Annotated in this window: 21 protein-coding genes; 20 read left to right on the forward strand and 1 reads right to left on the reverse strand. The window is 52.7% G+C overall.

What is annotated here, in order from left to right:
* Positions 1-9 precede the first annotated feature (9 nt).
* Genes NE623_RS06945 through NE623_RS06960 form a run of 4 tightly spaced genes read left to right on the forward strand, consistent with a single transcriptional unit; the run spans position 10 to position 2,709 of the window.
* Positions 10-816, forward strand: coding sequence for a ParA family protein (locus tag NE623_RS06945; protein ID WP_256272935.1), 807 nt, complete (start codon positions 10-12; stop codon positions 814-816).
* Positions 773-1,717, forward strand: a complete 945-nt coding sequence (locus NE623_RS06950; protein ID WP_256272936.1) for a ParB/RepB/Spo0J family partition protein — start codon at positions 773-775, stop codon at positions 1,715-1,717. Before NE623_RS06945 ends, NE623_RS06950 begins: the two co-directional genes overlap by 44 nt.
* A gap of 12 nt (positions 1,718-1,729) precedes the next feature.
* Positions 1,730-2,134, forward strand: a complete 405-nt coding sequence (locus NE623_RS06955) for a DUF3846 domain-containing protein (RefSeq protein WP_256272937.1) — start codon at positions 1,730-1,732, stop codon at positions 2,132-2,134.
* Positions 2,134-2,709 carry a YodL domain-containing protein gene (locus NE623_RS06960; RefSeq protein ID WP_256272939.1) on the forward strand — a complete coding sequence of 192 codons (576 nt, stop codon included), beginning with the start codon at positions 2,134-2,136 and terminating at the stop codon, positions 2,707-2,709. The genes NE623_RS06955 and NE623_RS06960 overlap by 1 nt, the downstream gene beginning before the upstream one ends.
* Positions 2,710-3,250: 541 nt before the next feature.
* Here the strand turns inward: NE623_RS06960 and NE623_RS06965 are convergent.
* Complete coding sequence (locus NE623_RS06965) at positions 3,251-3,535, reverse strand: hypothetical protein (RefSeq protein ID WP_256272940.1); 285 nt, start codon at positions 3,533-3,535, stop codon at positions 3,251-3,253.
* Between the two features lie 49 nt (positions 3,536-3,584).
* On the opposite strand from NE623_RS06965, the gene NE623_RS06970 reads away from it, so the two are divergent.
* From NE623_RS06970 to NE623_RS07045, 16 genes are all read left to right on the forward strand, one after another.
* On the forward strand, positions 3,585-3,863 hold the full coding sequence (locus NE623_RS06970; RefSeq protein ID WP_256272965.1) for a TnpV protein: 279 nt from the start codon (positions 3,585-3,587) through the stop codon (positions 3,861-3,863).
* A gap of 1,532 nt (positions 3,864-5,395) precedes the next feature.
* Positions 5,396-10,273: an N-6 DNA methylase gene (locus NE623_RS06975; RefSeq protein WP_256272966.1), complete on the forward strand. Its 4,878-nt coding sequence runs from the start codon at positions 5,396-5,398 to the stop codon at positions 10,271-10,273.
* A 69-nt stretch (positions 10,274-10,342) separates the two neighbouring features.
* Positions 10,343-11,062, forward strand: coding sequence for a CAP domain-containing protein (locus tag NE623_RS06980; protein WP_256272941.1), 720 nt, complete (start codon positions 10,343-10,345; stop codon positions 11,060-11,062).
* 64 nt (positions 11,063-11,126) lie between these two features.
* A complete protein-coding gene (locus NE623_RS06985; protein ID WP_177802135.1) occupies positions 11,127-11,393 on the forward strand; it encodes a type II toxin-antitoxin system prevent-host-death family antitoxin in 267 nt (88 codons plus the stop codon).
* Positions 11,390-11,740, forward strand: a complete 351-nt coding sequence (locus tag NE623_RS06990) for a type II toxin-antitoxin system RelE/ParE family toxin (protein WP_256272942.1) — start codon at positions 11,390-11,392, stop codon at positions 11,738-11,740. The genes NE623_RS06985 and NE623_RS06990 overlap by 4 nt, the downstream gene beginning before the upstream one ends.
* Positions 11,741-11,798: 58 nt before the next feature.
* A complete protein-coding gene (locus NE623_RS06995) occupies positions 11,799-12,212 on the forward strand; it encodes a hypothetical protein (RefSeq protein WP_256272943.1) in 414 nt (137 codons plus the stop codon).
* Positions 12,209-12,955, forward strand: a complete 747-nt coding sequence (locus NE623_RS07000) for a DUF3849 domain-containing protein (RefSeq protein ID WP_256272944.1) — start codon at positions 12,209-12,211, stop codon at positions 12,953-12,955. Before NE623_RS06995 ends, NE623_RS07000 begins: the two co-directional genes overlap by 4 nt.
* Positions 12,956-13,022: 67 nt before the next feature.
* Positions 13,023-19,544 carry a SpaA isopeptide-forming pilin-related protein gene (locus NE623_RS07005; RefSeq protein WP_256272945.1) on the forward strand — a complete coding sequence of 2,174 codons (6,522 nt, stop codon included), beginning with the start codon at positions 13,023-13,025 and terminating at the stop codon, positions 19,542-19,544.
* A 75-nt stretch (positions 19,545-19,619) separates the two neighbouring features.
* Positions 19,620-20,363, forward strand: a complete 744-nt coding sequence (locus tag NE623_RS07010; RefSeq protein WP_256272946.1) for a phosphoadenosine phosphosulfate reductase — start codon at positions 19,620-19,622, stop codon at positions 20,361-20,363.
* Positions 20,364-20,366: 3 nt separating this feature from the next.
* The gene (locus NE623_RS07015; protein WP_256272947.1) at positions 20,367-20,771 is read left to right on the forward strand and encodes a recombinase family protein; all 405 of its coding nucleotides are present in this window, start codon (positions 20,367-20,369) and stop codon (positions 20,769-20,771) included.
* Positions 20,772-20,889: 118 nt separating this feature from the next.
* Entirely contained in the window at positions 20,890-21,204 is a 315-nt protein-coding gene (mobC, locus tag NE623_RS07020; RefSeq protein WP_227593505.1) for a plasmid mobilization relaxosome protein MobC, read from the forward strand.
* Positions 21,205-21,248: 44 nt separating this feature from the next.
* Positions 21,249-22,646 carry a relaxase/mobilization nuclease domain-containing protein gene (locus tag NE623_RS07025; RefSeq protein ID WP_370866713.1) on the forward strand — a complete coding sequence of 466 codons (1,398 nt, stop codon included), beginning with the start codon at positions 21,249-21,251 and terminating at the stop codon, positions 22,644-22,646.
* Positions 22,576-23,145, forward strand: a complete 570-nt coding sequence (locus NE623_RS07030; RefSeq protein WP_256272948.1) for a PcfB family protein — start codon at positions 22,576-22,578, stop codon at positions 23,143-23,145. The genes NE623_RS07025 and NE623_RS07030 overlap by 71 nt, the downstream gene beginning before the upstream one ends.
* Positions 23,146-23,970 carry a hypothetical protein gene (locus NE623_RS07035; protein ID WP_256272949.1) on the forward strand — a complete coding sequence of 275 codons (825 nt, stop codon included), beginning with the start codon at positions 23,146-23,148 and terminating at the stop codon, positions 23,968-23,970. It abuts the gene before it with no gap.
* A gap of 5 nt (positions 23,971-23,975) precedes the next feature.
* The gene (locus tag NE623_RS07040; RefSeq protein ID WP_256272950.1) at positions 23,976-25,817 is read left to right on the forward strand and encodes a VirD4-like conjugal transfer protein, CD1115 family; all 1,842 of its coding nucleotides are present in this window, start codon (positions 23,976-23,978) and stop codon (positions 25,815-25,817) included.
* Positions 25,774-26,106: a TrbC/VirB2 family protein gene (locus NE623_RS07045; protein WP_370866710.1), complete on the forward strand. Its 333-nt coding sequence runs from the start codon at positions 25,774-25,776 to the stop codon at positions 26,104-26,106. Before NE623_RS07040 ends, NE623_RS07045 begins: the two co-directional genes overlap by 44 nt.
* The last annotated feature ends 7 nt before the right edge of the window (positions 26,107-26,113 follow it).

Raw genomic sequence — 26,113 nt, forward strand, 5'->3', positions numbered from 1 at the left:
GAGCGGAACATGAAAACTATTGCAGTTGCAAACCAAAAAGGCGGTGTGGGCAAAACGACCACCACAGTAAACCTCGGCACAGCACTTGCGGCTATGGGCTACAAGGTGCTGTTGGTGGACGCCGACCCGCAGGGTGATTTGAGCAGCTATCTCGGCTATGCGGGCACCGAAAACGGCGCAACAATCAGCGACCTAATGGAATCTGTTATCAAGGACGAAAAGCCGCCAGAAGTGGTAATTCACCATGAAGAAAAGGTGGATTTCATTCCCTCCGACATTGGTCTGTCTGATATGGAAGTGAGCCTTGTAAATGTTATGGCGCACGAAAAAATCATGGAACAGGCATTGGAGCCGTTTAAGGATAAATATGACTACTGCTTGATCGACTGTATGCCCTCGCTGGGCATCATCACCGTGGCATCGCTTGTTGCGGCGGATCGAGTGCTGATTCCTGTGCAGGCACAGCATTTCGCCCTCAAAGGTCTGGTATCCCTGTTCAAATCCGTCAACCAAGTAAAGCGCCGTATCAATCCCCGGTTGGATATTGACGGCATTGTGCTGACGATGGTGGACAAGCGCACCAACCTATCCAAAGATGTGTGTGTTGCCCTGCGCAGTGCCTACGGTCACGCGCTGAAAATTTACCGTGCAGAAATCCCGGTCAGTACGCGCACAGCAGAAAGCGCTGCCAGTACACATAGCGTGCTGACCTACGATGCCAACGGGCCAGCCAGTATGGCATATAAAGCGCTTGCCAAGGAGGTGACGGAAAATGAGAGAGTACGGCAGCAACATCAATCTGCCCTCGCTCGATAATCTCTTTTCGAGTGAGCAGGAGCGGCAGGACGCAAAATTAGAGAAAATCCAAATTTTGCCGCTGACGGAACTGCATCCCTTTCGGAATCACCCTTTTCAAGTCCGTGACGATGACGAAATGGACAAAATGGTGGACAGTGTCAAGGAATACGGTGTCATGACCCCGGCCATTGTCCGCCCCCGGAAAGATGGTGGGTATGAAATCGTGGCGGGCCACCGCCGCTGTCATGCCAGCCAGCGGGCGGGCGTGGAGACTATGCCCTGCATAGTGCGGGATATGGACGATGATACTGCTATTATTCTGATGGTAGATTCCAACTGCCAACGAGAGCATATTTTGCCGAGTGAAAAGGCGAAAGCGTATGAGATGAAACTGCAAGCTATAAAGCGAAAGGGCGGTAGACCGTCAAAAATAAATTCTGGCCAAGTTGGCCAGAATTTTACACAGCCTTTTTCCGTAGAGAAAGTCGCAGACGAAGCGGGTGAAAGTGTTAAGCAAGTCCAGCGCTTCATCCGTCTGAACAAACTCACCCCCGAACTTATGAAAATGGTGGATGATGGCAAGCTAAAAACCACTCCCGCCGTAGAACTTAGCTACCTTACCCCGGAAGAACAAGAGGACTTCCTGTCCTATATGGAATCCGAGGGCTGTACCCCGTCACTGTCTCAAGCACAAAAACTCAAGGAGGCCAGCAAGGAAAGCGTGTTGACACCCGAAAAAATCCAGCATATTATGGCCGCCAAGCCGCCAAGTGTAAAGCCGCGTGACCCGCAGCTTATGATTCCGGTTGCTAAAGTTGAGCGCTATTTCCCCAAAGGATTTACGAGCGACCAGATGCAGCAGGTTATCGTAAAACTGCTGGAAAACTATGCCCGTGCCCACCAGCACGGAAGCAGATGAGGGGGAACACCGATGACGAGATTATTAGTTGTTGAACCCGGCTACTGTCCTTATCAAGCGGGTTTTCCCAGCGCGATGGCGGCTGCTTCCGAAGTTGTTGAGGGCGAGAGCCAAATCCTAAAACCGTTCGGCACACCGCGAATCGGGCTAATATGCAGCAAAACCCAAAGCCGACTGAAATATAACAGACAGGTCAATGATGAGGGCGTGACTGTGCGCGGACGCTTTCTCGTTTGCGGACTAAATGGCGATAAGGTCATAGGGCTATCCAAGGATCAGGCAGACCGGTACAGCCGTCTACTTTTTCTACCGCAAGTCGAAGATATGGCAAGCGGTGAACTGCCCGCCGCAAAGGTACGCCCGCAGGATGAACGCTACGGGAACAAACTATCTTTTTGGGAAAGGTTGGAAAGATAATGGAAGAAAAGACAGATAAAGTAGTCGGCTACATCGAATATCTCGGTGCAGGCGGGACTATCGGTGAAATCGTTCCTTACACAAGCGTGGAAAAATTCAAGGATGAAATTCTGGATTCCTTGGATTGTGGGCGGCCAGTGACACCGGTTGTATTCTCAGATGAACTGGATGAGCCACTCCAATTTGATTCAGGCACCTATTTCCCGTGGGGATTTCGCAGCGAAAAGCGAGTGCAAATTCCTTATGAAATCTATCAAACTAACAGGCGAGACCTTGTTTTTATGGAGTATTCTCCTGCGCGGCTCGCTGCCGGAGCAAAGGACTACGAACTCGTGTACAAGGGGCAGATGGAGCGTTGGGAAACGCTGGACAGCATTTATTCACGGCATAATCGGGATGACCGTCCAAACGCCAAAACTATGCGTTCCGTCTCTGTCAGCGATATTATTGTGACACACAAAGATAACGAGACACACGCTTTTTATGTTCAGCCGATTGGGTATAAGCAGGTAGATAACTTGTTGCCGGAACTTGAAAATGCCACACTGTCAAAAGCAGAACAGCACGAGCGATAAGGAGCAGCCTATGGCTAAATACGAAAATATCCGTGCGCTTGCCAAAAAGCAACTGCAAGCCGTCACGGAAAGCAGTGACCGTTGGAAAGCATTTTTGCGGACAGCGGCCATTGCTTATAATTATAGTTTCCCGAACCAGCTTTTGATTCACGAGCAAAGCCCCACCGCCACAGCCGTGGCCGACATAGCCTACTGGAATAATAATGCGGGTCGCTGGGTCAAGCGCGGCGCGCACGGTATCGCGGTATTTGACACGCGGGCAAATTCTTCCCGGCTGCGGTATCTGTTTGACATTTCCGATACCATTCCCCGCGCAGAGGTTCCCGAAGCGCTGCCGTGGGTCATTACAGACCAGAACTGGCGGCCTGTTTGGGATAAAATTGTAGCGGATAATCACGCTGACAGCATCCAGAGCGCCCTACTCATGCTCTCTACATCCTGCGTTGCCCAGCGCAGCGCCATGTTCACAACCGCACTGGGAAAAGCGATAGACGGCAGCAGCTTACAGTGGGCCAAGCCGGACGAACAGCGGCAGCTATTTTTACAGCTTATCACCCAAAGCTGTCTGTATATGGCCGCGCTGCGGTGCGGTGTGGATACTGCGCGGCTGGACCTGTCTGCCCTTGAGTCCGTGAACCAGTTTGATACAAACCGCATCACTCTGTGTTTGGGCAGCGCTTGCCAACAGGCGGCACGGCCTCTCATGCAGCAGATCGGTAGCATCACGAGAGAAATCGACAGTGTTGCACGCGCCGAAAAAGTCCGCTATTATGGTGACAAACAGGAAGAAACCAATAACACCAAGGAGGTCAACAATGGAGTACATGATGGTGAACGGCTACCAAATCCCGGCGCTGACGTTGAACGAGCCGCCGATGCCGGAAATCGGGAAGTACGGCAGCCTGCGGCGGAAATTCCTGCTGGAGAACGCTCCGATGATGTTCGACGAGATGATGCTGGAGGGAACGCTGTACCCGCATCTGGTGGAGATGGACAACGCAGTACATCGGCAAATCGAACAGACGATGCAGACGCTGATGCAGCAGAGCACCGCCCCGAACCGGCAGACCGACCCGATGGGCTGGACGCAGTGGATGAACGCCTTGCAGGCCCAAGCCGAGGAACTGGCGATGCAGCAGATTTACAGCCTGTAACACAAGAACCCCAAGCGGAGAGCGATACCACGCCCTCCGCTTTTTCTGTGCCCATTTCTGATTTGCCGCCGCTGAGCGATGAACTGATTCTAGGCTTGCTGGCGAAGGACTCCTCCAGCCGTGCCGACAATGCGGCTATTCTGGAATATTTCAATGAGCATCCCGACCTTGCCGAGCGCAGCGCCTTTTGCAAGCACTGTTACAAGCAAATTTATACATATTTGTTCGTGGATGACCATACCGTGGGTTTTATCCGGCATGATATGTACCTTGAACTTTGGGAGGGCAACTATCTTACCAAAACAGCGCAGGTCAATCTGACATGGGATGCTGTTGCCGCAAAGATTGCTGACCTTATCGAGCAAGGGCGGCTGATGGTTCCCATCAAGGCTACACCCGTGCAGCAGCAGATGGAGCAGCTTACTCTTACTCCCGAAGATTCTGAAAAGGCAGGGCTGCCGAGCCATGAGCAGCAAGCAAAAAATATCGACCTTGCGGCAGAAGCCAAAAAGTGGAACAAGCCCATCATTGACGCATCCGGCAAGTACATTACGGAGCAGGACATTACCGATGCACTGTGCAAAGGCGGCGGGTTTGAAGATAGCAAATTTCGCATTCAGCAATATCTCTCTGCACAGGTACTTCCTATCGAGGAAGATCAGGCCCGCTGGCTGAAAAAGGAATACGGCATCGGCGGCGGCACATGGATCTTCCGTGATGGTGGGCGCGGCTTTCTTAACCACATGGGCAAAAATCTTGAGATCACCCGACGTACAGAGGACGGCGAGTATCGCCGCGTTTTGAAGTGGAAAGAGGTTGCCCAGCGCCTGCGGCTTTTGGTTTACAACGACCAGTATCTGACCGATGCCGAAAAAGCCCCCTATCAGGCATGGGCAGCAGAACAGCAAGCCGCCCGCGCAGCGAACGATGCCGCCCTCGACCATGCAAAACACGTCATCGCGGATTTCTGTGAGAATGAGGGGCTAAACGAGCCGAATTTCTCCGACTTGACCCGCGTGGAGTTTGCTTACTCTACCACCGAGGACGATGAGCACGAGATCCAAGTGTATGCCAATCTTCTGCGGAACGAAATCCGCTATGAGGTTGACGGTAACATTGTCCATATCGACTACTTCCAAGATAACCACGAGCTTGCTGCGCAGGGCATTGAAAACAGCGCTTTCTCGGATTTTATCAATACCGCCGAAGCAGAGTTTGAAAAGCATCATCCGACTGCAAGAAAAGTCGAAAAATCACCTGTAACTATCGGCAGTACGGTTTATCTGGAAGATGCCAGACCCTTTACCGTGGAGGAAATCGGCAGAGAAAACATTCATCTGCGGGATGAAAGTTTCCCGCTGGTAGGCCGTGCCGTCAGCCACGAGGAGTTTGCGCGGCTGCTTGCTGCCAACCCCAAAAATGCAGCACTATCCGCCCCGGAAGTTCCAAGCCGCCAAGCGCAGCAGGAAGAAACTGCTGAACCCATCGTGGGCGAAGTCATCGAAGAACCCAGCCCCTTTGTGGCACAGGTTATGGCGGATGCAGAACGGCTTTCGGCAGAAGATGAACCTTACCACCGTGAACCCATTACCTATGAAGCTCCCTATCTGGACAACCTGCCGACAGCACCGCGCGAAAAGTTTGCAGCCAACATTGCCGCTATCCAAAAGCTGAAAGAAATTGAGCAGCGCGTAGCGAACGGTGGCAGCCCTGCTTTTGAGGATGAGCAGAAAATTTTAGCGCAGTACACGGGCTGGGGCGGGCTTTCGGATGCGTTCGACCCGAACAAAAGTGCATGGTCGAACGAGTACAGCCAACTGAAAGCAGCATTGTCTGAATCTGAGTATGAAGCTGCCCGCAGCAGCACCCTGACGGCGTTTTATACCCCCGCCACCGTTATCCACCCCATCTACCGTGCATTGGAACGCTTCGGCGTAAAGGGCGGCAAAATCCTAGAACCCAGCATGGGCACAGGCGCATTTCTCGCACACGGACATTTTGGCAGCAGTGACGCCAAATTCTACGGCGTAGAATTGGACAGCATCACAGGCCGCATCTCCAAGCAACTTTATCAAAAGGCAAATATCCAAGTAACCGGCTATGAAAATGCGCTTCTCCCAGACAACTATTTTGACTGCGTTATTGGCAATGTCCCTTTCGGTAATTTTCAAGTCAATGACCCGCAGTATAACCGGCTGCATTTTCCCATTCACGACTATTTCTTTGCCAAGAGCATCGACAAGCTGCGCACCGGCGGCATCATGGCGTTCATCACCTCCAGCGGCACATTGGACAAAAAGGATGACCGCGCCCGCAAGTACATTGCCGAGCGCTGCGACCTCATCGGTGCGGTGCGCTTGCCCAACAATGCGTTCAAGGGCAGCGGCACTAAAATTATGACGGATGTAATTTTCCTGCAAAAGCGTGACACACTGCGCCAGCAGGACGAGCCTTGGCTGCACCTTGCAGAAGATGCCAACGGCATCACTATGAACCACTACTTTGTGGAGCACCCTGAAATGATTTGCGGCAAAATGGAGATCGTCGCCGGCCCGTATGGACCGACTTCCACCTGCCAGCCAATAGACCCCGATGCGGTTGACCGTTTCGGAAAGCCGTTGTTGGAAACGCAAATCGACACTGCTATGCAGCACTTGACCGCCACGCTGACAAAAGCCGAAATCTCTGTGCAGGAAGAAAGCGGCGAGGATACCAAGTACATTGATGCCGATCCCTTTGTGCGTAATTTCAGCTACACGGTAAAGGACGATAAAATCTATTACCGTGAGGGCGCAGTCATGCGGGAATGTAATCCCAACGCAGCATCCGCCGAGCGCATCCGCAAACTGGTGGAACTGCGCGATACCACCCGCGCATTGATCGATGCGCAGTTGCAGGACTTGTCGGACGATGAAATCCACCGTCTGCAAGCCCAGCTTAACCGCCAGTATGATGCCTTCCGCAGCAAGCACGGCCTAATCAACAGCCGCAGTTCGGAACTGTCTTTCCGGGATGACAGCAGCTACTATTTGCTGTGTTCACTGGAAAATGTCGATGAAAAAGGAAACTTTATCAGCAAGTCGGATATGTTCACCAAGAGAACTATTCGCTCTGCACAGATACCCGACCACGCCGACACGGCATCGGATGCACTGGCACTGAGCATCGGGGAACGCGCTAAGGTCGATATGCCCTACATGATGCACCTTACCGGAAAAGATGAAGCAACGCTTGCCAAGGAACTGGCGGGCGTTATTTTTGTAGAGCCTTTCCGCAAACAGGAGGACGGCAGCCCTGTTTACCTTATGGCGGACGAGTATTTATCCGGCAATGTACGCGAAAAGCTGCGTATTGCTCATGTTGCCGCCGACCAAGACCTGGCGTTTCGCATCAATGTAGAAGCGTTGGAACAGGTGCAGCCCAAGGACTTGACTGCGGGCGAGATAACGGTTCGGTTGGGTGTCACATGGATTGGGTCGGAAATCATCAAGCAGTTTGCCGATGAACTTTTTCAGTCAACCTACCGCGAACAGAAAATAGCTGTCAGTTACAATGAATACCTGAATAGCTGGTATATTTCCAACAAGAGCCAGGGCAACGATAATATCCGCGTCACGAACACCTACGGCACAAAACGTATCAACGGCTATCATTTGTTGGAGAACGCACTCAACCTGCGGGCCACCAAAATTTACGATACAATCTATGACGAAAACGGCAAGGAGCAGCATAAGCTCAATGGTCCTGCCACCGAAGAAGCACAGGCCAAGCAACGGATGATAGAAGATGCTTTTAAAGACTGGATTTTCAAGGACCGTGAGCGCCGGGAAAGTTTGGTGGCGCTGTACAATGAAAAGTTTAACTGCATCCGCCCCCGTGAGTACGACGGCAGCCATATCCAGTTTTTCGGTATGAACCCGGAAATCGCACTGCGGCCCCACCAGCGCAATGCCATTGCCCATATTTTGTACGGTCATAACACTCTGCTGGCCCATGTGGTCGGCGCAGGTAAAACTTACGAAATGGTCGCCGCCGCGATGGAGAAAAAGCGATTGGGATTATGCAGCAAAACACTTGTCGCCGTGCCAAATCATCTGACCGGCCAATTTGCCAGTGAAGCGCTGAAGCTGTACCCCAATGCAAACATTTTGGTGACAACGCAGCGCGATTTTGAAAAGTCAAACCGTAAACGGTTTTGTGCAAAAATTGCCACCGGCAACTATGACATTGTGGTAATCGGTCACAGCCAGTTTGAAAAGATTCCACTTTCCGATGCCAGAAAAGCCGAGTTTATCCGCAAGCAAATTGACGAAGTGGAGATGCAGTTGGAGAGCATGGACAACAGCGACAGCCGTCTGACCGTCAAGCAGTTGGAAAGTAAGAAAAAGCAGTTGAAAACCAAGCTGTCAAATTTGCTGGACGCCCCGAAGCGGGATGATGTGGTGACCTTTGAGGAACTGGGTGCAGACTCCCTCATGGTCGATGAAGCACACAATTTCAAGAACCTCATGACCGTTACAAAGATGCACAACATCGCGGGTATCAGCACCACCGAGAGCCAAAAGGCCAGTGACCTGTTTATGAAGTGCCAGTACCTTGATGAAATCACCGGGGCGCGGGGGGTAACATTTGCCACAGGCACCCCCATTTCCAACAGTATGACCGAGCTGTATACCATGCAGCGCTATTTGCAGCAGTACACCTTGGAACGCAACGGCCTTGCAAACTTTGACAGTTGGGCGGCCACCTTTGGCGAAACCGTCACAGCCATCGAACTTGCGCCGGAGGGAACCGGCTACCGCACAAAAACACGCTTTGCTCGTTTTTTCAATCTGCCGGAACTCATGGCAATGTTCAAAGAATGCGCTGACATTCAAACAGCAGATATGCTGAAACTGCCTGTTCCTGCTCTTGTGGGCGGCAAGCCGACCAACATTCAGCTAAAGCCCTCTGAAATACAAAAACAGATGGTAGCGGAATTGGGCGAACGGGCCGATAAAATCCGCAATAAAATGGTAAAGCCCTATGAGGACAATATGCTGAAAATCACCAACGACGGACGCAAATTGGCGCTGGATCAGCGCTTGATTGACCCCGACTTACCCGATGACCCTGACAGCAAGGTAAATATCTGTGTGAGCAAAATTTTTGAGATATGGGAGCAGACCATGCCCCAACGCAGTGCGCAGCTTGTTTTCTGCGATCTGTCCACGCCCAAGGCGGGCGTTTTCAATGTCTACGATGACATGAAAGCAAAGCTGATCGAGCGCGGAATCCCCGAAACAGAAATTGCCTTCATCCATGAAGCGAACACCGATGCCCGCAAGACAGAACTTTTCGGAAAAGTCCGCAGCGGCGCAGTTCGCGTGCTGATGGGCAGCACCGCCAAAATGGGAGCCGGAACCAATGTCCAAAAGCGGTTGATTGCGCTGCACCATCTGGATGTACCGTGGCGGCCATCTGATATTGAGCAGCGTGAGGGCAGAATATTACGACAGGGCAATGAAAATAAGGCGGTCTATGTTTTCCGTTATGTAACGGAGGGCACATTTGATGCCTACTCATGGCAGCTTATCGAGAATAAGCAAAAATTCATCGGTCAGATCATGACCTCAAAATCTCCGGCTCGCAGCTGCAATGATATGGACGAGGCCGCGCTGTCCTACGCCGAGGTAAAGGCATTGGCGGCTGGCAATCCGCTTATCAAGGAAAAGATGGACTTGGACGTGCAGTTGACCCGTCTTAAAACACTGAAAGCTGCCCATGACAGCCAGCGTTATGAACTGGAAAATAAAATTGCCATCGGTTTCCCGGCTGAAATCCGAAAATGCAAAGAACAGATTGAAAATGCCACGGTAGACGCCGCCACCGTAAAGGAACACTCCGTAGTGGATGCGGACGGCAAAGATGTTTTCTGTATCCAGTTGGAAAAGGAAGTTTACTACGAAAAAGAACCGGCTGGAAAAGCGTTGTTGGGGTTGCTGGGCTTGGCACTGAATAGCGAAAAGCCCGTACCCATCGGGTGTTTCAAGGGTATGGAACTGCAAATCCAACATCTGTCTTTTGGCAACGAGTACCATGCAAGGTTGGTTGGCTCTGGTACATACAGCACTCAGCTGGGAGCTGATGTGCTGGGCAATCTGACACGCCTTTCCAATTTGGCAAATGGTATTGAACCGAGCATTGAAAAGACCCGCAATATGCAAATCCAGTTGGAACAGCAGCTTGCCAGCGCCGAGGAAGAAGTCAAGCGGCCATTTCCGCAGGCAACGGAACTGACTGAAAAGAGCAAGCGCCTTGCGGTGCTGGAGGGACTGCTGAACATGAATGACAAAGACATTGTGACCGACACCGAGCCGGAACAACAGTGTCAGGCCGACAATCGACAGCGTGGACAGGAGGAACGATAAATTTTATGATTAAAGGCAGAAAGACCAATCGTATACGCGACCACCCCAAGGATGAAAGGAGTAGTTTTTATGAAAAAATCTATTGTTGCACTGGGCATGGTATTGGCGCTGTCCGGGTGTACAGCGGCAGCGGATGAAACTCTTGCGGCTGAACCGGCTGCGCTGGTGGAAATCTCACCGGCCACCGAAGAAACTGCGCAGCCGGTGGAAGCTGCTGCAACCGCCGAACCTGCGCAGACTGCAACCCCTGCGCCGACACCCGAACCGACACAGGCCCCCACGCCCGCACCGACAGCAGAGCCTGCGGCAGTCCCCACCGCAGAACCCACGCAAGCCCCGGTGGAGGAAACCGTAGCCGCCACTCCGGCACAGGTTAGTATGAGTTATGGTGCGGTGCCGTTCGACCTTGCAGCCGGTACGGAGCAATGGTGGAGCATCGACAGCAGCGACAGCGCATACTGGGCCGTGCAGGAGAACATCAACGCCATCCGTGCGGCGGCGGGACTTTCCCCGCTGGCAATGGACGGCGGATTGAGCGCGGCGGCAGATGCCCGCTGCGAGAGCTTTGTCGCGGGCGGTGCGTTCGACCACAGCGGCATGACCACCCGCAGCGAAATCTGCGCAGCCGGTCCTATCGGCTCAGCCAGCAGCGTATGCAGCTATTGGCAGAACAGTCCTGCCCACTATGCCAACATCACCAACGCCAGCTTTACGAGCATGGGTGTGGCCTGTTGGTTTTGCTCCACCGCCGAGGGGCAGTATACCTACTGGACTGTCACATTCAATTAAAACTCCTACTTGTTTTCATACACAAATTATGATATAATTTCTGTATGAAAGAGAGGTGCTATCTATGCCGAACATTCGTTCCAGCGCAGATTTGAGAAACAACTACAATGACATTTCCTCTTACTGCCATGCCTACAACGAGCCGGTCTTCATTACCAAAAACGGTAAGGGCGACCTTGCCGTTATGAGCATGGAAACCTATGAGGAAATGGCGGGCCGCATTGAACTGTACAGCAAGCTGCAAGAGGGCCTTGCCGACGTGGAAGCCGGGAACACGCGCCCCTTTGCCGATGTTATGGCTGATTTGCGCCACCGCAGGGAGCGCAGATGAAATACAACATTCACATTACCCACGCTGCCGAGCGCGATATGGCGAACGCCTACGACTATATCGACCTTGTACTGAAAAATCCAACTGCCGCCGACAAGCTGTTGGATGTGGCCGACGAAAAAATCGGAGCACTGGCAGAATTCCCGCACAAATTTGAAGTCGTTTCCGACAAACTGCTTTCCCTATGGGGAATCCGCTTCACCATCGTTATGAACTACCTTGCGTTCTATACGGTGGACGATGCCACGCAAACCGTGCATATCGTGCGGTTTCTCTACGGCAAAAGCAACTGGATCACCATTCTGAAAACAGATGCAGCAAACGGCAGTTTGCCGATGTTCTCATAACCGAATATTTTATCTGGGCGCTCACTTTTGTGGGCGCTTTTCTTTTTAGGAGGACGTTATGTCTTACGATGATATTATTGAAGTTTTGGCCGCTGCGTTGCTCGAAAAAGCAGACACCCTAGGCTGTCTTGAAGTGCTGGACGGTTTCAGCCAGCGTCCAGACACAGAAATCGAAGTCAGCGCACCGATCAGCGAGGAAATGCTGGCGTTGCCGCTGCACAAACAGGAGTGGCCGGAGGAATGCGCACCGATTCTGAAAGAAAGCGGTGCGGCCACGCTGGGCGAACTGGTGGAATATCTGAACCACTGCACAGCCATGGGGAAGAAGCTGAATGTTTCCGAAGATGCAGCGGCAGCTATGTTCCCGGCACTTATCACATTTTGCTATGATGCTGCGGATATGAACGGTAGACGCTTCTTTTGGGAATATATTCTTGAAAGCAACTCGCTTGTTTTTGAGGATGCCGAATGACCCCGCAGGAGCAGCTCTGCGAAAAAATGCGGGTGGAGCAGAGCGCCTATTGCTTATGGCTGACCGCACAGCCGCCAGAAGAAATTCTACACCACGCCTACGAGTACAGCGTCCGTGAGGACATTATTCTTGCAACGGAAGAAATGAACCTCACCCCTCCACAGGTGCGGGCGCTGCTGAAATCTCCCGCGCCGCTGGCGGATGTGTATAAGGATTTTTCCAAGCTGGAAACCGATTATATGAGCATTGTGGCTCAGTGCGTGGAAGACCGCGCAGATGACTTGCTGAAAGAGGAACAGCAGCAGAACCCACCTAAAGTATATCGACAGTCCGTCACTTATGCCCGCGAACACGGCGAATTGCAGCAGTACCATGCGTCTTGCCACTTGAATGAAAGGTGTCGGGACGAGATTGACGCAGCGCTTGCACAGCGCTTTGATGGTTTGCGGCTGGGCGCTGGCGCTGTTGAACAGGTAGTGACAGAATATGGTTTGGAGCGCACAAAATATGTGTTGGCAGCGGCCATTCAAACCCGTGATGGAGATGGTCGCATTTCGCGCACAAATAGAGAATGGGCAGATTCCATTCGCACGATCAAAGATATGGATCGCCGTGGATTTGACCGTTCCTGTTACTACGCTGACCTACAAGCGCATACCTGCCTATTGGACGGTTTTGTAAACCAAGTGCGAAAATTTGAAAAAGCAAAAGCCCAGCCCGCCCAGAATACTCCCGAAAGATAACCGCAGCGTCTGCATTTTGCAGGCGCTTTTTTTCGTGAAAAAATCTCTGTTTTGAAAGGATTTCACAATGAAAGAAACACATTACAAATTGAAGCACCGCGTTACCGCGCTGTTTGCGGCGGCGGTAATGCTCTGCTCCATGCTGCCCGGTGCAGCGTTTGCGGAGGAACCCACACCGCAGCCCACCGAGGAAACCGTGCAGATGGAGCAGCAGACCGAGCCGTCTGAAACAGACAACGGGCAGACCGATGAGAGCAGCCCCGACCCCGGCGAAGATGTAACCGAAGCCACCCCGGAAACGGCAGAAGAGCAGCCCGCTGAAGAAGAAATCTCTGCTGCCGTTGTCGGCGCGGAACTGTACACTGACTTGCCCGATGCACCCATCGGCTCCTATATCGGCAGCGAGGGTCTGCCGGTTGCCACCGGTGAAACTAAAATCGGCATTTCCGAGTGGCCCGAAAGCCAGCTGGAAGAAGGCGGCAGCTATCTGACTGCCGTTGCACTGGACAATGACGGCCTTACCATGGCCGCGCCCCTGCTGGATGGCGCAGACTATGCCATTGTTCCCATTATGGCGCAGGTGGAGTACCCCGCCAACGGCAGCACGCTCGATCTGGTTCTGCCGGACAGCGTGACCCTGCTGGACTACTACGGCGCGCCTGCCGCGGATGCCGAAAGTCTGCTGCATAGCGAATACAGTGAAACTTCCGCTGCGGTGCTGGGTGTATATGTGCAGGCAGATGCGAATTTTACCGCGCAGTTGGTTTACACCGCACCCGATGGCAGTACACTGACCAAAACCCTACAGGTAGCCATCGACCGCAATGCGACTGCCGAATATCCTTTCCCCGACAGCGAAATTGCCGCCTTTGCCGAGCGCCCCACCCCTGCGGTGACAAGTGGCAAGATCACCAAGGTTGCCAAGGTCAACGGCACTTGGCTGATCTGGTTCAACGGCGAACCCGCCTACTGCTGCACCCCTGGCGCAGACGGCCAGCCCAAGAACTGTCCAACGTACACTTATGTCAATACTTCTATGGTTGGCGCAGACCAGTATGTACCCGGCGACCACTATGGCAACCAGTACAGAATCTGGGGCGGTTTGACCCAGCTTTCGCTCGGTATGCAGGAGCTCCCTCCGGTTGCGCTCTCCGCAGAAGCGCCGAGTTTGCTGGATTTCTGCCGCACGATCTATACAAATGCGCAGATGCAGATTATCGAGAATTATCCTGACAGCACTGCCGCCAAAATTCTTATTGGATCCGCGCAGACGCTGTTGGAGGGCACAGACGCTTACGCATCCGCCCGCGGCTACTATACCTATATTTATCAGCCGGGCCGTGCGGGCTGGCAGACTGTGGCTGTGATTGGCCCCGAAATCTCCGATGACGAACCGAACCCCAAACCCATCGTGCAGGAAATTTACGCCAACTGGGAAGCCCCTGCGCAGACCGCAAGCGGTAGCTTTGATTTTGACTACGGTATCATCACCAACAAGGTGCAGCTTAAAACCACCGAGAAAGTGGACGGCGCGACCATCGAGATTGAACCCATCACCCAAAGCGGTACTATTGACGGCGGCACATGGAATATTTCTCCCGCAGATAAACAGAGCGTTACCACTGCTGGCCACACCAACGATGACAATTTTCAAAACAATGGCGGTGCTGCATCTGCAAGTTGGACGCTGCACTACTCCGTAAGCAAAACCACCGACAGCCGCAACGGACGAGTAGGCCCCTACACCACGCAGGACGAAGCCGATGCAGCCGCCGACAGCGCCCGCGATGCTGCGATTGCCGAGTTGCAGGGCGAGGCCCAGCGCATGGTGGACAATGCGGTTGCATCTGCAAAGGCAGAACTGGCGAACGTCAAATTCCGCTATGAGGAAGTGGGTGTTCCATACGGTTTTGAAATGTATTGGGGCAGCAACGGCAGCAACCAGACCATTTCTGTACCGGCCAATTCAAACAATGCCTATCTGATGAAAAACGATGAATGGTCCTTGCAGGTCAACATCAAGAAAACCGACAGCGAAACCGGCAATCAGATTGCTGCCGACGCGCAATATGAGATTTTCCAGTGGGATACTGTAACAGGCAAATACCAGCCCACCGGCGGTTACAACACTTACAGTGTGCAGCGCCAAGGCGATGGCACTTATGCGGTCATCAACAGTGCAGCCTATGCGACCAGGGATTCCATGCGGCATACCCTTTACTACACCCAGCGTAATACGGGCAAGTTTATCATTGTGGAAAGCAAAGCGCCCACAGGCTATTTTGGCGATTGGACAGACATCAATCATCCCGGCATAGCCAACACTCCGCTGGGCAAGCGCGGTTACTATATCGAAATCACCGAGGACAGCGACAATTCTGTAATCTGGCTGGACAACGCTGACTACAATGCCGACATTGCCACTACCGACAAAGGCGGCACCAAACTTGTCACCCGTACAGGTGTAGAAACTACCGTTACCATTTACGACACTGCCAAAGACCCCAGCCGCACTTATAACACCGACAATAGCGGCAAGGCGGTCAATGAGGACAGCTACACAATCACGCCAACAGACGGCGTTATGAAAAATGACCGCACCTTGGGCGAAATCAGCATCTCCAAGGTTGACCTTGATGCCGTGCGGTATGTGGGCGGCAGCACCACCCACGGCACAGCTCTTGCCAGCGGGCAAGCCCACGGCGATGCCACGCTGGACGGCGCGGTGTATGACCTCTACGCCGCCGAAGATATTACGCACCCCGATGGCGTGACCGGCGTGGTGGACTACTCCAAAATCGTGGATGCAGACGGCAATCCCATCTGGCACACCACAATCCGCGACAACAGTGGGCAGTGGGTGTCTGATTATTTACCCGTTCTGAAAAAAGACCACCTTGTAGCCAGCGCTAAAATCGAGAATGGCTGGCTGTGCTTCAGCAATTTGTACCTCGGCAAATATTATGTCGTAGAGCGCTCCACCGGCGTGGTTATCCCGCTGCGTGACGGCGCTCTTGCTGTTTCCGGCACCTATCCCACCGTGGACAGCCGCACCAAGGCAGTCACCGGGCAGACCGCCGCGCTTGCCAAGAACGACAGCGGGCAGTACACGGATTGGGTGTACAAGAACCAGTTTTCTACAGTCTCTAAAGGTAAAGCGTTGGATGGCTCTTGGACTTACGATGCCTATTACCTGTCCTTTGCAGATGGCTACCTCTGCGATGAGCATAATTACTACATCACGCCTGCCTATTCTGATGAGGGTTGGTATGTAGAAAAGACCACCTTTGCCGACAACCGACAGGCAGCCGGTGAACAGATCGACAAGACCAGTTACAGCGCCAATTACCACATCCATGCTGACAATGCACTGGCCGAGAGCCAAGACCAAGTAGCAAAAGGCAATGTGGAAATCAGTAAAATCGTATCCTCCAGCGGCCAAAGCAACGGACTGGAACTGGAGGGCGCAGGCTTTACATTCTTCCTTGTGTCCGACCTGTCCAAACTGAAGCAGTTTGAGCAGACCCGCAGCGGCAGCTACACCCTGCAAAGCATTTTGGATGCCTACATTGATAAGACCTACGATAACGAGCATCCGAAGTGGGATTTTTCTGCGGAAACGCAGGCCATCGCAAAGACCTATGAGGTCAACGCTGACGAAATTGACGCGTACAACAAAACGCTGACTGCCGCAGGAGAAAACAAGAACGGTAAGGGCGATGGCTGGCAGCCCACCGGCAGCGCCAACGAATACCAGCTTGCCGAAATCTTCAGCAATGACACCGGGAATATTCGTGTGCAGGGCTTGCCCTATGGCACTTATCTGGTCGTGGAAACCACCGTACCGCACGACCTGTTCCAAGCTGAGCCTTTTATTGTCACCGTTGACCCCGAACAGGATAACAACCCGTGGGGCGCTATGGCCACCCCCAAGGACAGCGTAATGACAGGCTCTGACAGTTATCAGAAATTTACGGTACTGGACGAGGAAATCGAAGTTTATCTTCGCATCACAAAAATTGACGAGGAAACCGGCAAACCGGTACTGCTGCCCGACACCGCTTTCCAAATCTACTGGCTGGACGAGCAGGGGCATTACCGTTATGACAGCAACGGCAACCCGAAGCTCGTCACAATGACCGATACTGTCAACGGCCATCTGACAAAAGATGTAAACACTTTTCATACCAACGGCGAGGGCATTCTGACCTTGCCCGAAAAGCTGCCATTGGGCAAGTATCGCATTGTAGAAGTCACCGGCCCGAACGGATTCTACAACGAATGGCTGGATTCTGCCGGGTACGAAAACGGGGTCCTTGCCGATGATGCCGATGGCAGCTACTATGTGGATTTTGAAATCACCACAGACCGCATTTATGCAGCCACCGGCGACAAAAACGAGAACGGCATGGATACCCTTGTGATTGGTGAAAACTACTCTAACCATGAGACGCTGGGAAAATTGACAATCCGCAAAACAGGCGAGGTCTTAGCTGGCTGGAAAACAGAAGTTGGCGCACTTGACCCGTGGATGACCGGCGAGGCCGAGGACGGCAATTTTGTGTATGAAACCCGCCCGCTGGCCGGTGCGGAATACACCATCACCGCCGCCGAGGATATTTATACGCAGGATCGGCAGACCGACAATTATGGCAACCGCACGCTCTGGTATGCCAAGGGCGATGTGGTCGCCGTAGTCACCACCGGCGACGGCAGCGCAGACATTGCCGCCTTTGCCCCTGCCCGCATCAAGGCCACCTACGATTTCCTGTCCGTAATCCATGACGGCACGATTGGCGAAGTCAGTGTGACCCTGCCGCTGGGCAGCTACCACATTGAGGAAACCAAGCCGCCTTACGGCTATATCGGCACCACTGAAAGCTATGATGTCACCTTTGCATGGGATAACGAACTGAACGATGTGGTTATGGCCACGAGCATTGCCAAGGTTGACGGCGCTGCATCTTCCCAGAGTTTTGAGGTCGTGCGCAGCAAGGATGCCAACGCAGATTTCACCGAGCAGCAGACCTTAAAATTCTACAATGACCGCGAAAAGGCCAAAGTAGGTGTTTATAAAGTTGACCGCGAAACCGGCAAATACCTTGCGGGTGCGGTATTCAACCTGTACGCTGCCGACGATATTTACAGCGTGGACGGAAAACTGCTGTTTGCAGCGGGCGAACTGGTCGCCACCAGCCCCGAAACCGGTGCAGACGGCTACACCTATTTTGACTGCGATATTCCTATTCGCGGCGAGTATTACGGCAGCAGCATCCGCAAGGACGCCACCACCAACAGCGGTAATTACATCGTCAAGGAACTCCGCGCCCCTCTCGGCTATTACGTCAACGAGGAGCCGATGGAGGTTACTTTCACCTATGACGGACAGGCTGTCATGGTGCTGGATAACACCTGTGCCAACAAGCCTACGGAAATGTGGGTAAGCAAGCGTGACCTTACCAACGACGAGGAACTGCCCGGCGCCACCCTTGCTATCAAGGATACGGACGGCAATACCGTAACCACATGGGTGTCCACCGATGAGCCGCTTCGCGTGACCGGGCTGCATTTCGGTGAATCTTACACACTGACGGAACTCCGCGCCGCTGATGGGTACGCACTGGCCGATAATATTACGTTCTGCCTGATTCAGAAATCCGATGAGGACGGCAATCCTCTGGAGGAGTGCGAAGTTTACTATCTGACCACCAAGAACATTTTGTTCTGGAAGTGGGATGACTGGAAACTGCTGGACGATGTCACCGTTATTATGCAGGATGATATTACCAAGGTACAGATTTCCAAGAAAGACCTTACCACCAACGAAGAACTTCCCGGCGCGGAACTTATCATTACCGATGAAAAAGGCAGCGAAATTGACCGCTGGATTTCTACCGATGCACCGCACTACATGGAGAAGCTGCCCGCTGGCAAGTATACCTTGACCGAGGTGACTGCCCCGGACGGTTATGCCATTGCGGAGCGCATGGAGTTTGAGGTGCTGCCCAACGGTGAGGTGCAGACCTTTGAAATGTTTGATGATACCATCAAGGTAAAGATTTCCAAGGTAGACATCACCACCAACGAAGAACTTCCCGGCGCAGAACTGGTTATCAAGGACAAGGACGGCACCGAGATTGACCGTTGGATTTCCACAAACGGACCACATTATGTGGAAAAGATGCCAGCAGGAGATTATACACTGACGGAAATCACCGCACCCAACGGCTACAAGGTTGCAGAAAGTATCGACTTTACCGTTCTGCCCACCGGCGAGATGCAGACCGTGGTAATGAAAGATGCCCGCGAGGACACACCGACACCTACCCCCGACAACACGCCGACCCCGGACCATACTCCGCAGCCCACGCCGAACACGACCCCAGCGCCGACACCCGTGCCCGCTGCACCCACTGCAACACCCACGCCGCTGCTGACGATTCCTAAGACCGGCGACAATTCTTCGTTGGGACTGCTGCTGGCGATTGCGGGAATCTCTCTTGCAGGGCTGGCCGTTCTGGTCCACAAGAGCGCCCGCCGCAAAGATATTGCGCCCCGTGACGATGATGACGAGGACACCGAGGACTAAGGAATAATCGGAAAATGAAATATACTTTTTTACAGGGAGGACCGCGTGGCCCTCCCTATTTTTATAGGAGAGAAGATGGCAAAACACATTTTAAGTTGCAGTTTCGGAAAAGACAGTATCGCCACCGCGTTGCTGGCCTTGCAGCATGGTGAACCGCTGGACGAACTTGTGTATTGCGAGGTCATGTTCAGCGAGGAAATATCCGGCGAGCTGCCCGAACACAACCGATTTATCCACGAAACAGCAATCCCGTATTTTGAACAGCGCGGCATCCCGACACGGGTTTTGCGCTCCGAAAAGACCTATCTATCCTGCTTTTACCATGTTGTCACACGAGGAAAAACCAAGGGGATGCTTTCGGGATTCCCTCTGAGTGGGCGCTGTACAATTCAGCGGGATTGCAAGCTGCCGCCGATCAAGGCATATCAGAAGGCATTGCCCCCGGACACGGTGCAGTACATCGGCATCGCCGCAGATGAACCCAAGCGACTGGCACGATTAAAGCCCGGTCAGATTTCTTTGCTGGACAAGTACCATGTGGCCGAACCCGAAGCGAGGTCTATGTGCGCAGCTGAGGAGCTGCTGTCCCCGCTGTATGACTTCACTAAACGCGGGGGTTGTTGGTTTTGCCCGAACGCATCAATCAGCGAACTGCGGCATCTCTACAGATACCACCCCGAACTCTGGCAGCTTTTGCTTGAATTACAGGACGTGCCGAATAAACCCACCGAACGTTTTAGTTGGCGGCGCACTTTTCGTGAGATAGACGAACGCTTTCTGCAGGAGGGCGAACAACTAAGTTTTTATGAGGAACGGTGAACAATGGACGAACAGAAAAGACCCCGCGCGTGGGTGTACGCGCGAATTCCCGGCGACTACGATGGCACAATGAACAGCTATAAAGTTTGCTCAATGCAGGCTCTACATGACGGCTGTGATATTGTCGGTGGAAGCATTGACGAGCGCGGCGGCTGGCTGCTGCGCCCCGGCTACCGCGATATGATGCAGCAGATTAAGGGTGGAAAAGTTGACCGCGTTTACATCTGCCGTATGCGGCAGATCAGCGGCAAGGAGCGCCACTTGTACTCCTTTTTCAAGCGGCTCATGCAGCGCGGCATACAGGTCACAGCCACCGAGTACAGTTTGCGTGACCGGGTTAATATGTTTCGGCTGGCTCGTCGTGTCGAACGTTATGCGACCAGAAAAGGTCTGCGGCTGCCGTGGTGATTGTCAGCGGGCGGCGTACTGTGCCTATGGCACAGTACGAGCAAGCACGGCAATGTGATATCACATCGCCCACTTGTTAGGGGAATACCCCTAAAACCCCTGCATCGGATGGTGAATTATGAAAGCAAGAACCTATAAAAAACTCCTACGGCTCAATCAAGACGAGCAGGAACGACTGCGGTATTTAAGTAAAAGCACAGGGCTAAATCAAGAGCAAGTGCTGCGCAAAGTATTGATGGACGCTCCACTTCTGGAGCGTCCGACAGCCGACTACATAAAAATGTCACGCCAAATTGCAGCCCTTGGCAACAATCTAAACCAGCTTGCCCACATTGCCAACGCCAGCGGAAAAGTAAGTAATACCGACTTGCTGACTGCAAAACAAATCATGGAGCAAATATGGAGGTACATTAAGGGAGGTGGCGTCCAATAGCTTATACAAAAATCAAAGCAGTAAAGCATCATCTGCAACGATGTCTGGATTATACCAGCAATCCAAACAAAACTGAAAAATTTGCTGATGATGATTTAAGGCGGCTCTTATCCTATACGCAGAACCAAGATAAGACAGAGCATCAACTGTATGTGACAGGCTTTCATTGTGACCCGGAGACAGCCTGTATGAGCATGGAATTAACCAAACGATTGTGGGAGCAACCCACGGATAAGGGAGTTTTGGCCTACCACATCATACAAAGTTTCAGCCCCGGTGAAGCCACGCCCGACCAAGTACACGAGATTGGCTGTGAATTTGCACGGCGGTTTCTTGCGGATCGGTTTGAGTGTACGGTCAGCACCCATTTGGACAAAGGCCACCTGCACAATCATATAGTCGTCAATTCGGTATCCTATGCGGACGGAAAAATGTTCCGCAACAACTTTGACACCTACTACCACGGAATCCGACAGGTATCGGATGAACTTTGCCGAGAAAATCGGCTGTCCGTCATCGAAACGGACGGCAAGGGAAAATCTTATGACGAGTGGCTAAGCGGTCAGGCCGGCAAGCCTACCATCCGAGGTATGGTTCGTAAAGATGTGGAACAGGCTATTGCTGCCGCCGACAGCTTTGATGGCTTTATCACGGAATTGCAGAACATGGGCTACACGGTCAAATATGGCCCGCGTGTGGAACACATGGCTGTGCGCCATAAAGACGCTCAACGAAATATCCGCATTGACCGGTTCGACCCGCGCTTTTCCGAGACAGCGCTGCGGGAGTACTACCACAAACTGCACCGTATGCCCACCGAAATGCAGCAGGAATACCGGCAGGAAAACGCCCCGGCAAAACCGAAATGGCAGCCCACAGAATTACAGCCCACTGTGCGGCGAGCGCGGTATCGCGGCAAGCTGGCGCGCCAGTATCCGAATGCATCCGGCTTTATGGCTTGCTACTATCACTACTGCGCCCTGCTGCGCAAAGCCTACCACGGCAAGAGCACAAAGCGCTGCTACTTTTTGCTGCGTGAGGATTTTCTGCTGTTCAGCCGATACCAGCAGCAGACAAAATTCCTATGGGAAAACCATATTGAAACTATGGATGAACTGCTGGCCTACAAGGAAAATGCAGAAGTCCAAATCCAACAGCTTGCCCGCCAGCGCAAAGTTTTATATCGGCAAAAGCGTGAACCGGAACGTGCCGCGCGGGAAGAAAAAATCAAATCACTGACCCAGCAAATGAAAGCCCTGCGCCATGAGGTTTACATCTGTTCCGACATCGAAACAGATGCTGCCGAGGTGCAGGAAAAACTACGGCAAGCAGAACTTGCCGCACAGGAAGAACGAAATGAGGTGAAACAAGATGAACAACGGAGGCGAAGCAGCCGATCAGATGGTGCGGGAAGCCTTACAGGTTACCGAAGTAGCCATTAAGCTGTCTGCGCTGGGCATTAAAAACGCACTGGCCTTATCGCTGGCCTACGCCAAGGAAAATCCTAAAGTGAAAGGCAAAACCAGCCTTGACCGTCTGTTGCGGGAGGGCAAGGAACTAAAAATTATTGCCCTGCAAAGCAAAGACGTGGGACAGTTTAAGGAATTGGCAAAGCAGTACGGCGTCTTGTTCGCGGTCATCAAGGATAAGGCACAGAACGAAAAAGTTGACGTCATGTTCAAAGCTGAAGATGTCGCCAAACTAAACCGCATCTATGAGCAGTTGGGATATGCCATTCCCAAGGTCACCACGGCAGACAGAAAAAAAGACCCAACCCGCCGTCAATCCGGCGACAGCTTGCTGACGCGCGGGAAGAATCCTTTGGATATTGACCCCCGGCCATCTGTGCGGGCAACCATTATGGCACTGAAAAAAGCCGCCCGCACAGCAGCACAGGCACAGAAAAAAGTGCAGAATATTATTGCAGAGGAGGAGCGATAAATGTACGAACAGCGATTGCCCATCGAGGAGTGGAAAGCCAAAAAGCAAGCCGAACTTAAAGAAACCATTGCGGCGCAAAAATCCGCATTGCAGGAAGTTGTGCAGGATGGCCAGCGCCTTGTCGACTATCTGTACGGCAGGGGGCGGCTTGGTAGCCATATCACATCCGGCAATGCAGCACTTGTGCTGCAAACCCTGCCGCAAGCGCGGGCCGTATTGACCGCCAAAGACTGGGATAAATTCGGGCGGCGCGTAAACAAAGGGGCAAAAGGCATCCCGCAGCTTGTGCGCGTCAACGGTTATTATAATGTCGGCTCAATTTTCGATGTGTCCATGACCTACGGCAATAAGCCGTATCCGATTCCTGAAATCAAGCCGGAGCAGATGGACAAGGCCATCAAGGAACTGGAGCGCCTTTCTCCGGTCAACATCATTTTTCAAAATGAGGGCGTTGTCGGGTACGATGCCGAGCAACACGCGATTGTGTTCCCAACGGCCATGCCGCAGCGTGAAGTGCTGGCACGACTGCCCGCCGAAATCGTCATTGCAACCGCAGAGCAGCACACGCCGGGTATCTCCCAAGCGCCTTATCTGCGAAAAACAGCAATGGCCGTTTCGGTGGAGTTTTGCGGGCGGTTTTCCCTGCCGATGCCCGATACCGCTGCCGCTACACTGGACGGGATGGACACCCACATTCCACCCGGTGAGGAACGCAAAACACTGGAAGAAATTCGGGAACTGTCTGTGACTATTGGAGACACTGTGGAAAAGGCACTCGGTTTGCAGCGCGGCCAAAGCTCACCGCAGCGGGACGAGGCCCGCTAAACATCATGCGCCCGAATAAGGACCGCCGCACAGAAATTATTCTGTACGGGCTGTTGCTGATACCGCTGCTGTTTGCTGCCGCAGCGCTGGCACAGGCAACTGAACAGGCGCAGGGGCTGGCAGAAATCACCGCCGTGTTGTCCGAAATTCTGCACACCCCATCCATGCTGCGCTGGTGCGCCAGCACTCCAAAATTTCTGCTGGCGGTGCTGGTGTTTTATCCGTTGGCCGTCTACTGCTATATGCTCGACCAAGCAGACCGCCACCCCGGCGCGGAACATGGTACGGCCAAGTGGGGCAGCGCCCACAGACTAAACATCAAGTACCGCAATACCAAAGACCCCAAAGAAAATTACATCTTGACCGAGAATGTACGCTTCAGCACCGACAGCCACGCGCATAAACATAATCTCAACATTATCGTAATCGGCGGATCTGGCAGCGGCAAGACACGCTTTTATGTGAAGCCCAACGCGCTGCAACTGATTGGCTCATATCTATTTCTGGACCCCAAGGGGGAGTTGACACGCACCCTCGGCAGAATCATGGAAGCAAAAGGTATTCATGTGACCGTGCTTGACCTTGTGCATTTTCAAGGCCATTACAATCCGATGGCCTATCTTGAAACTGACGAGGACGCTATCAAGCTGGCCTTTGCGATTGTCAACAATACGAAGCCCAAAGATGCCCCCAGCGGCGGTGATAAGTTTTGGGATGATTCCTCGGTGCTGCTGATCTCCGCGCTGATTCTCTATCTCATGTACGAAGCGCCCGCCAGTGAGCAGAATTTCTCGACGCTGATGTACATGATTCTGAACTGCCAAGTCAGCGAAAATGAAATGGTTGAGAACCCCTTGATGATGCTGTTTGGAGAACTGGAGCGCCGCGACCCGCAGCACCCCGCTGTCCTGCAATTCAAATCTTTTATGTTAGGTGCAAAAAAGACGCTGCAATCCATCCTGATTTCGGCAGCAGCAAACTTGTACATGTTTAACTCCCGCAAGTTTGCGGAAATGACTTCGCGCGATGAAATGTTCCTGCCGCGTATGGGGCTGGAGCAGCGGGCGCTGTTCATTGTGCTGCCCGACAATGACACGACTTTTAATTTCATCGCTACCATGCTCTACACGCAGCTTTTCGACCAGCTTTTTCGGCTGGCCGATTCCACGCCGGAATACAACGGTGCGCTGCCGGTTCATGTGCGGCTGATGATGGATGAGTTTGCGAATGTCGCCCTGCCCAAGAACTTCAAAAATATCTTGGCAGTGTGTCGCAGCCGAAATATCAGCTGTGACATCATTTTGCAGAACATTGCCCAACTAAAAAGCCTGTTCAAAGATGATTGGGAAGGCATAATCGGAAACTGTGACACCCTGCTTTACCTCGGCGGTAACGAGTACGGCACATACGAATATCTTTCCAAGATTCTCGGCAAGGAAACCGAACGTACCAAAAGCCAAAGCATTGGCAAAGGCAGCCGGGGCAGCAGCAGCGACAGCCTGCAAACCGCTGGCCGCGAACTGTGTATGCCCGACGAAATCCGCCGTATGCGTGACGATGAGTGCCTGCTTCTGATGCGCAGCGAGGACCCGGTAATTGATCGAAAGTATAACTTATTAAAGCATCCCAATGTAAAATATACGCCCGATGCAGGAGGTGAGCCTTATGTAATGCCGCCCGACTATATGGGCGACGCGGCCACTATTACAATGGATGCTGTTGCCGCCGCGACAGCACCCGAAATCACCGAAGAAATGTACGAACAGCTCGACTACTTAGAAAAACACCCGGAGGAAAATTATTATGAAAATGAAGAAAGCTTCTCTCAATACGACCAAGGCGAATGACCGCAAAATCAAGCGCCTTTATCTTGTGGCGGCGACGGTGGTTGCCGCTGCTTTTGTTATGGCCATGCCTGCCTTTGCAGATGATCCGCTGACGACCATCAACAATCTGAGCGACTTTGTGTTCAGCGCCATTAAAGCCATCGGCGCGATCCTGCTGGGGTTCGGCATCGTGCAAATCGGCCTTGCTCTCAAAGGCCACGATGCCAGCCAGCGGGCGCAAGGTTTTATGACGTTTTTTGGCGGCGTGGTCATTTACTTTGCAAAGGATATTCTTGATATGATTCTGTAAGCGATGC

The sequence above is a fragment of the Gemmiger formicilis genome (assembly GCF_024462815.1).
In the GTDB taxonomy this organism is placed as follows: Bacteria; Bacillota; Clostridia; order Oscillospirales; family Ruminococcaceae; genus Gemmiger.

Bases quoted from the DNA above. Each gene is read 5' to 3' on its own strand.
- NE623_RS07035 (WP_256272949.1), top strand. From the start codon at position 23,146: ATGTACGAACAGCGATTGCCCATCGAGGAGTGGAAAGCCAAAAAGCAA.
- NE623_RS06945 (WP_256272935.1), top strand. From the start codon at position 10: ATGAAAACTATTGCAGTTGCAAACCAAAAAGGCGGTGTGGGCAAAACG.
- NE623_RS07015 (WP_256272947.1), top strand. From the start codon at position 20,367: ATGGACGAACAGAAAAGACCCCGCGCGTGGGTGTACGCGCGAATTCCC.
- NE623_RS07010 (WP_256272946.1), top strand. From the start codon at position 19,620: ATGGCAAAACACATTTTAAGTTGCAGTTTCGGAAAAGACAGTATCGCC.
- NE623_RS06970 (WP_256272965.1), top strand. From the start codon at position 3,585: ATGCCGGAAATCGGGAAGTACGGCAGCCTGCGGCGGAAATTCCTGCTG.
- NE623_RS06965 (WP_256272940.1), bottom strand. From the start codon at position 3,535: ATGTACTCCATTGTTGACCTCCTTGGTGTTATTGGTTTCTTCCTGTTT.
- NE623_RS07030 (WP_256272948.1), top strand. From the start codon at position 22,576: ATGAACAACGGAGGCGAAGCAGCCGATCAGATGGTGCGGGAAGCCTTA.
- NE623_RS06980 (WP_256272941.1), top strand. From the start codon at position 10,343: ATGAAAAAATCTATTGTTGCACTGGGCATGGTATTGGCGCTGTCCGGG.
- NE623_RS06990 (WP_256272942.1), top strand. From the start codon at position 11,390: ATGAAATACAACATTCACATTACCCACGCTGCCGAGCGCGATATGGCG.
- NE623_RS07005 (WP_256272945.1), top strand. From the start codon at position 13,023: ATGAAAGAAACACATTACAAATTGAAGCACCGCGTTACCGCGCTGTTT.
- NE623_RS07040 (WP_256272950.1), top strand. From the start codon at position 23,976: ATGCGCCCGAATAAGGACCGCCGCACAGAAATTATTCTGTACGGGCTG.
- NE623_RS06975 (WP_256272966.1), top strand. From the start codon at position 5,396: ATGGCGGATGCAGAACGGCTTTCGGCAGAAGATGAACCTTACCACCGT.
- mobC (WP_227593505.1), top strand. From the start codon at position 20,890: ATGAAAGCAAGAACCTATAAAAAACTCCTACGGCTCAATCAAGACGAG.
- NE623_RS06960 (WP_256272939.1), top strand. From the start codon at position 2,134: ATGGAAGAAAAGACAGATAAAGTAGTCGGCTACATCGAATATCTCGGT.
- NE623_RS06955 (WP_256272937.1), top strand. From the start codon at position 1,730: ATGACGAGATTATTAGTTGTTGAACCCGGCTACTGTCCTTATCAAGCG.
- NE623_RS07000 (WP_256272944.1), top strand. From the start codon at position 12,209: ATGACCCCGCAGGAGCAGCTCTGCGAAAAAATGCGGGTGGAGCAGAGC.
- NE623_RS06985 (WP_177802135.1), top strand. From the start codon at position 11,127: ATGCCGAACATTCGTTCCAGCGCAGATTTGAGAAACAACTACAATGAC.
- NE623_RS06950 (WP_256272936.1), top strand. From the start codon at position 773: ATGAGAGAGTACGGCAGCAACATCAATCTGCCCTCGCTCGATAATCTC.
- NE623_RS06995 (WP_256272943.1), top strand. From the start codon at position 11,799: ATGTCTTACGATGATATTATTGAAGTTTTGGCCGCTGCGTTGCTCGAA.
- NE623_RS07045 (WP_370866710.1), top strand. From the start codon at position 25,774: ATGAAAATGAAGAAAGCTTCTCTCAATACGACCAAGGCGAATGACCGC.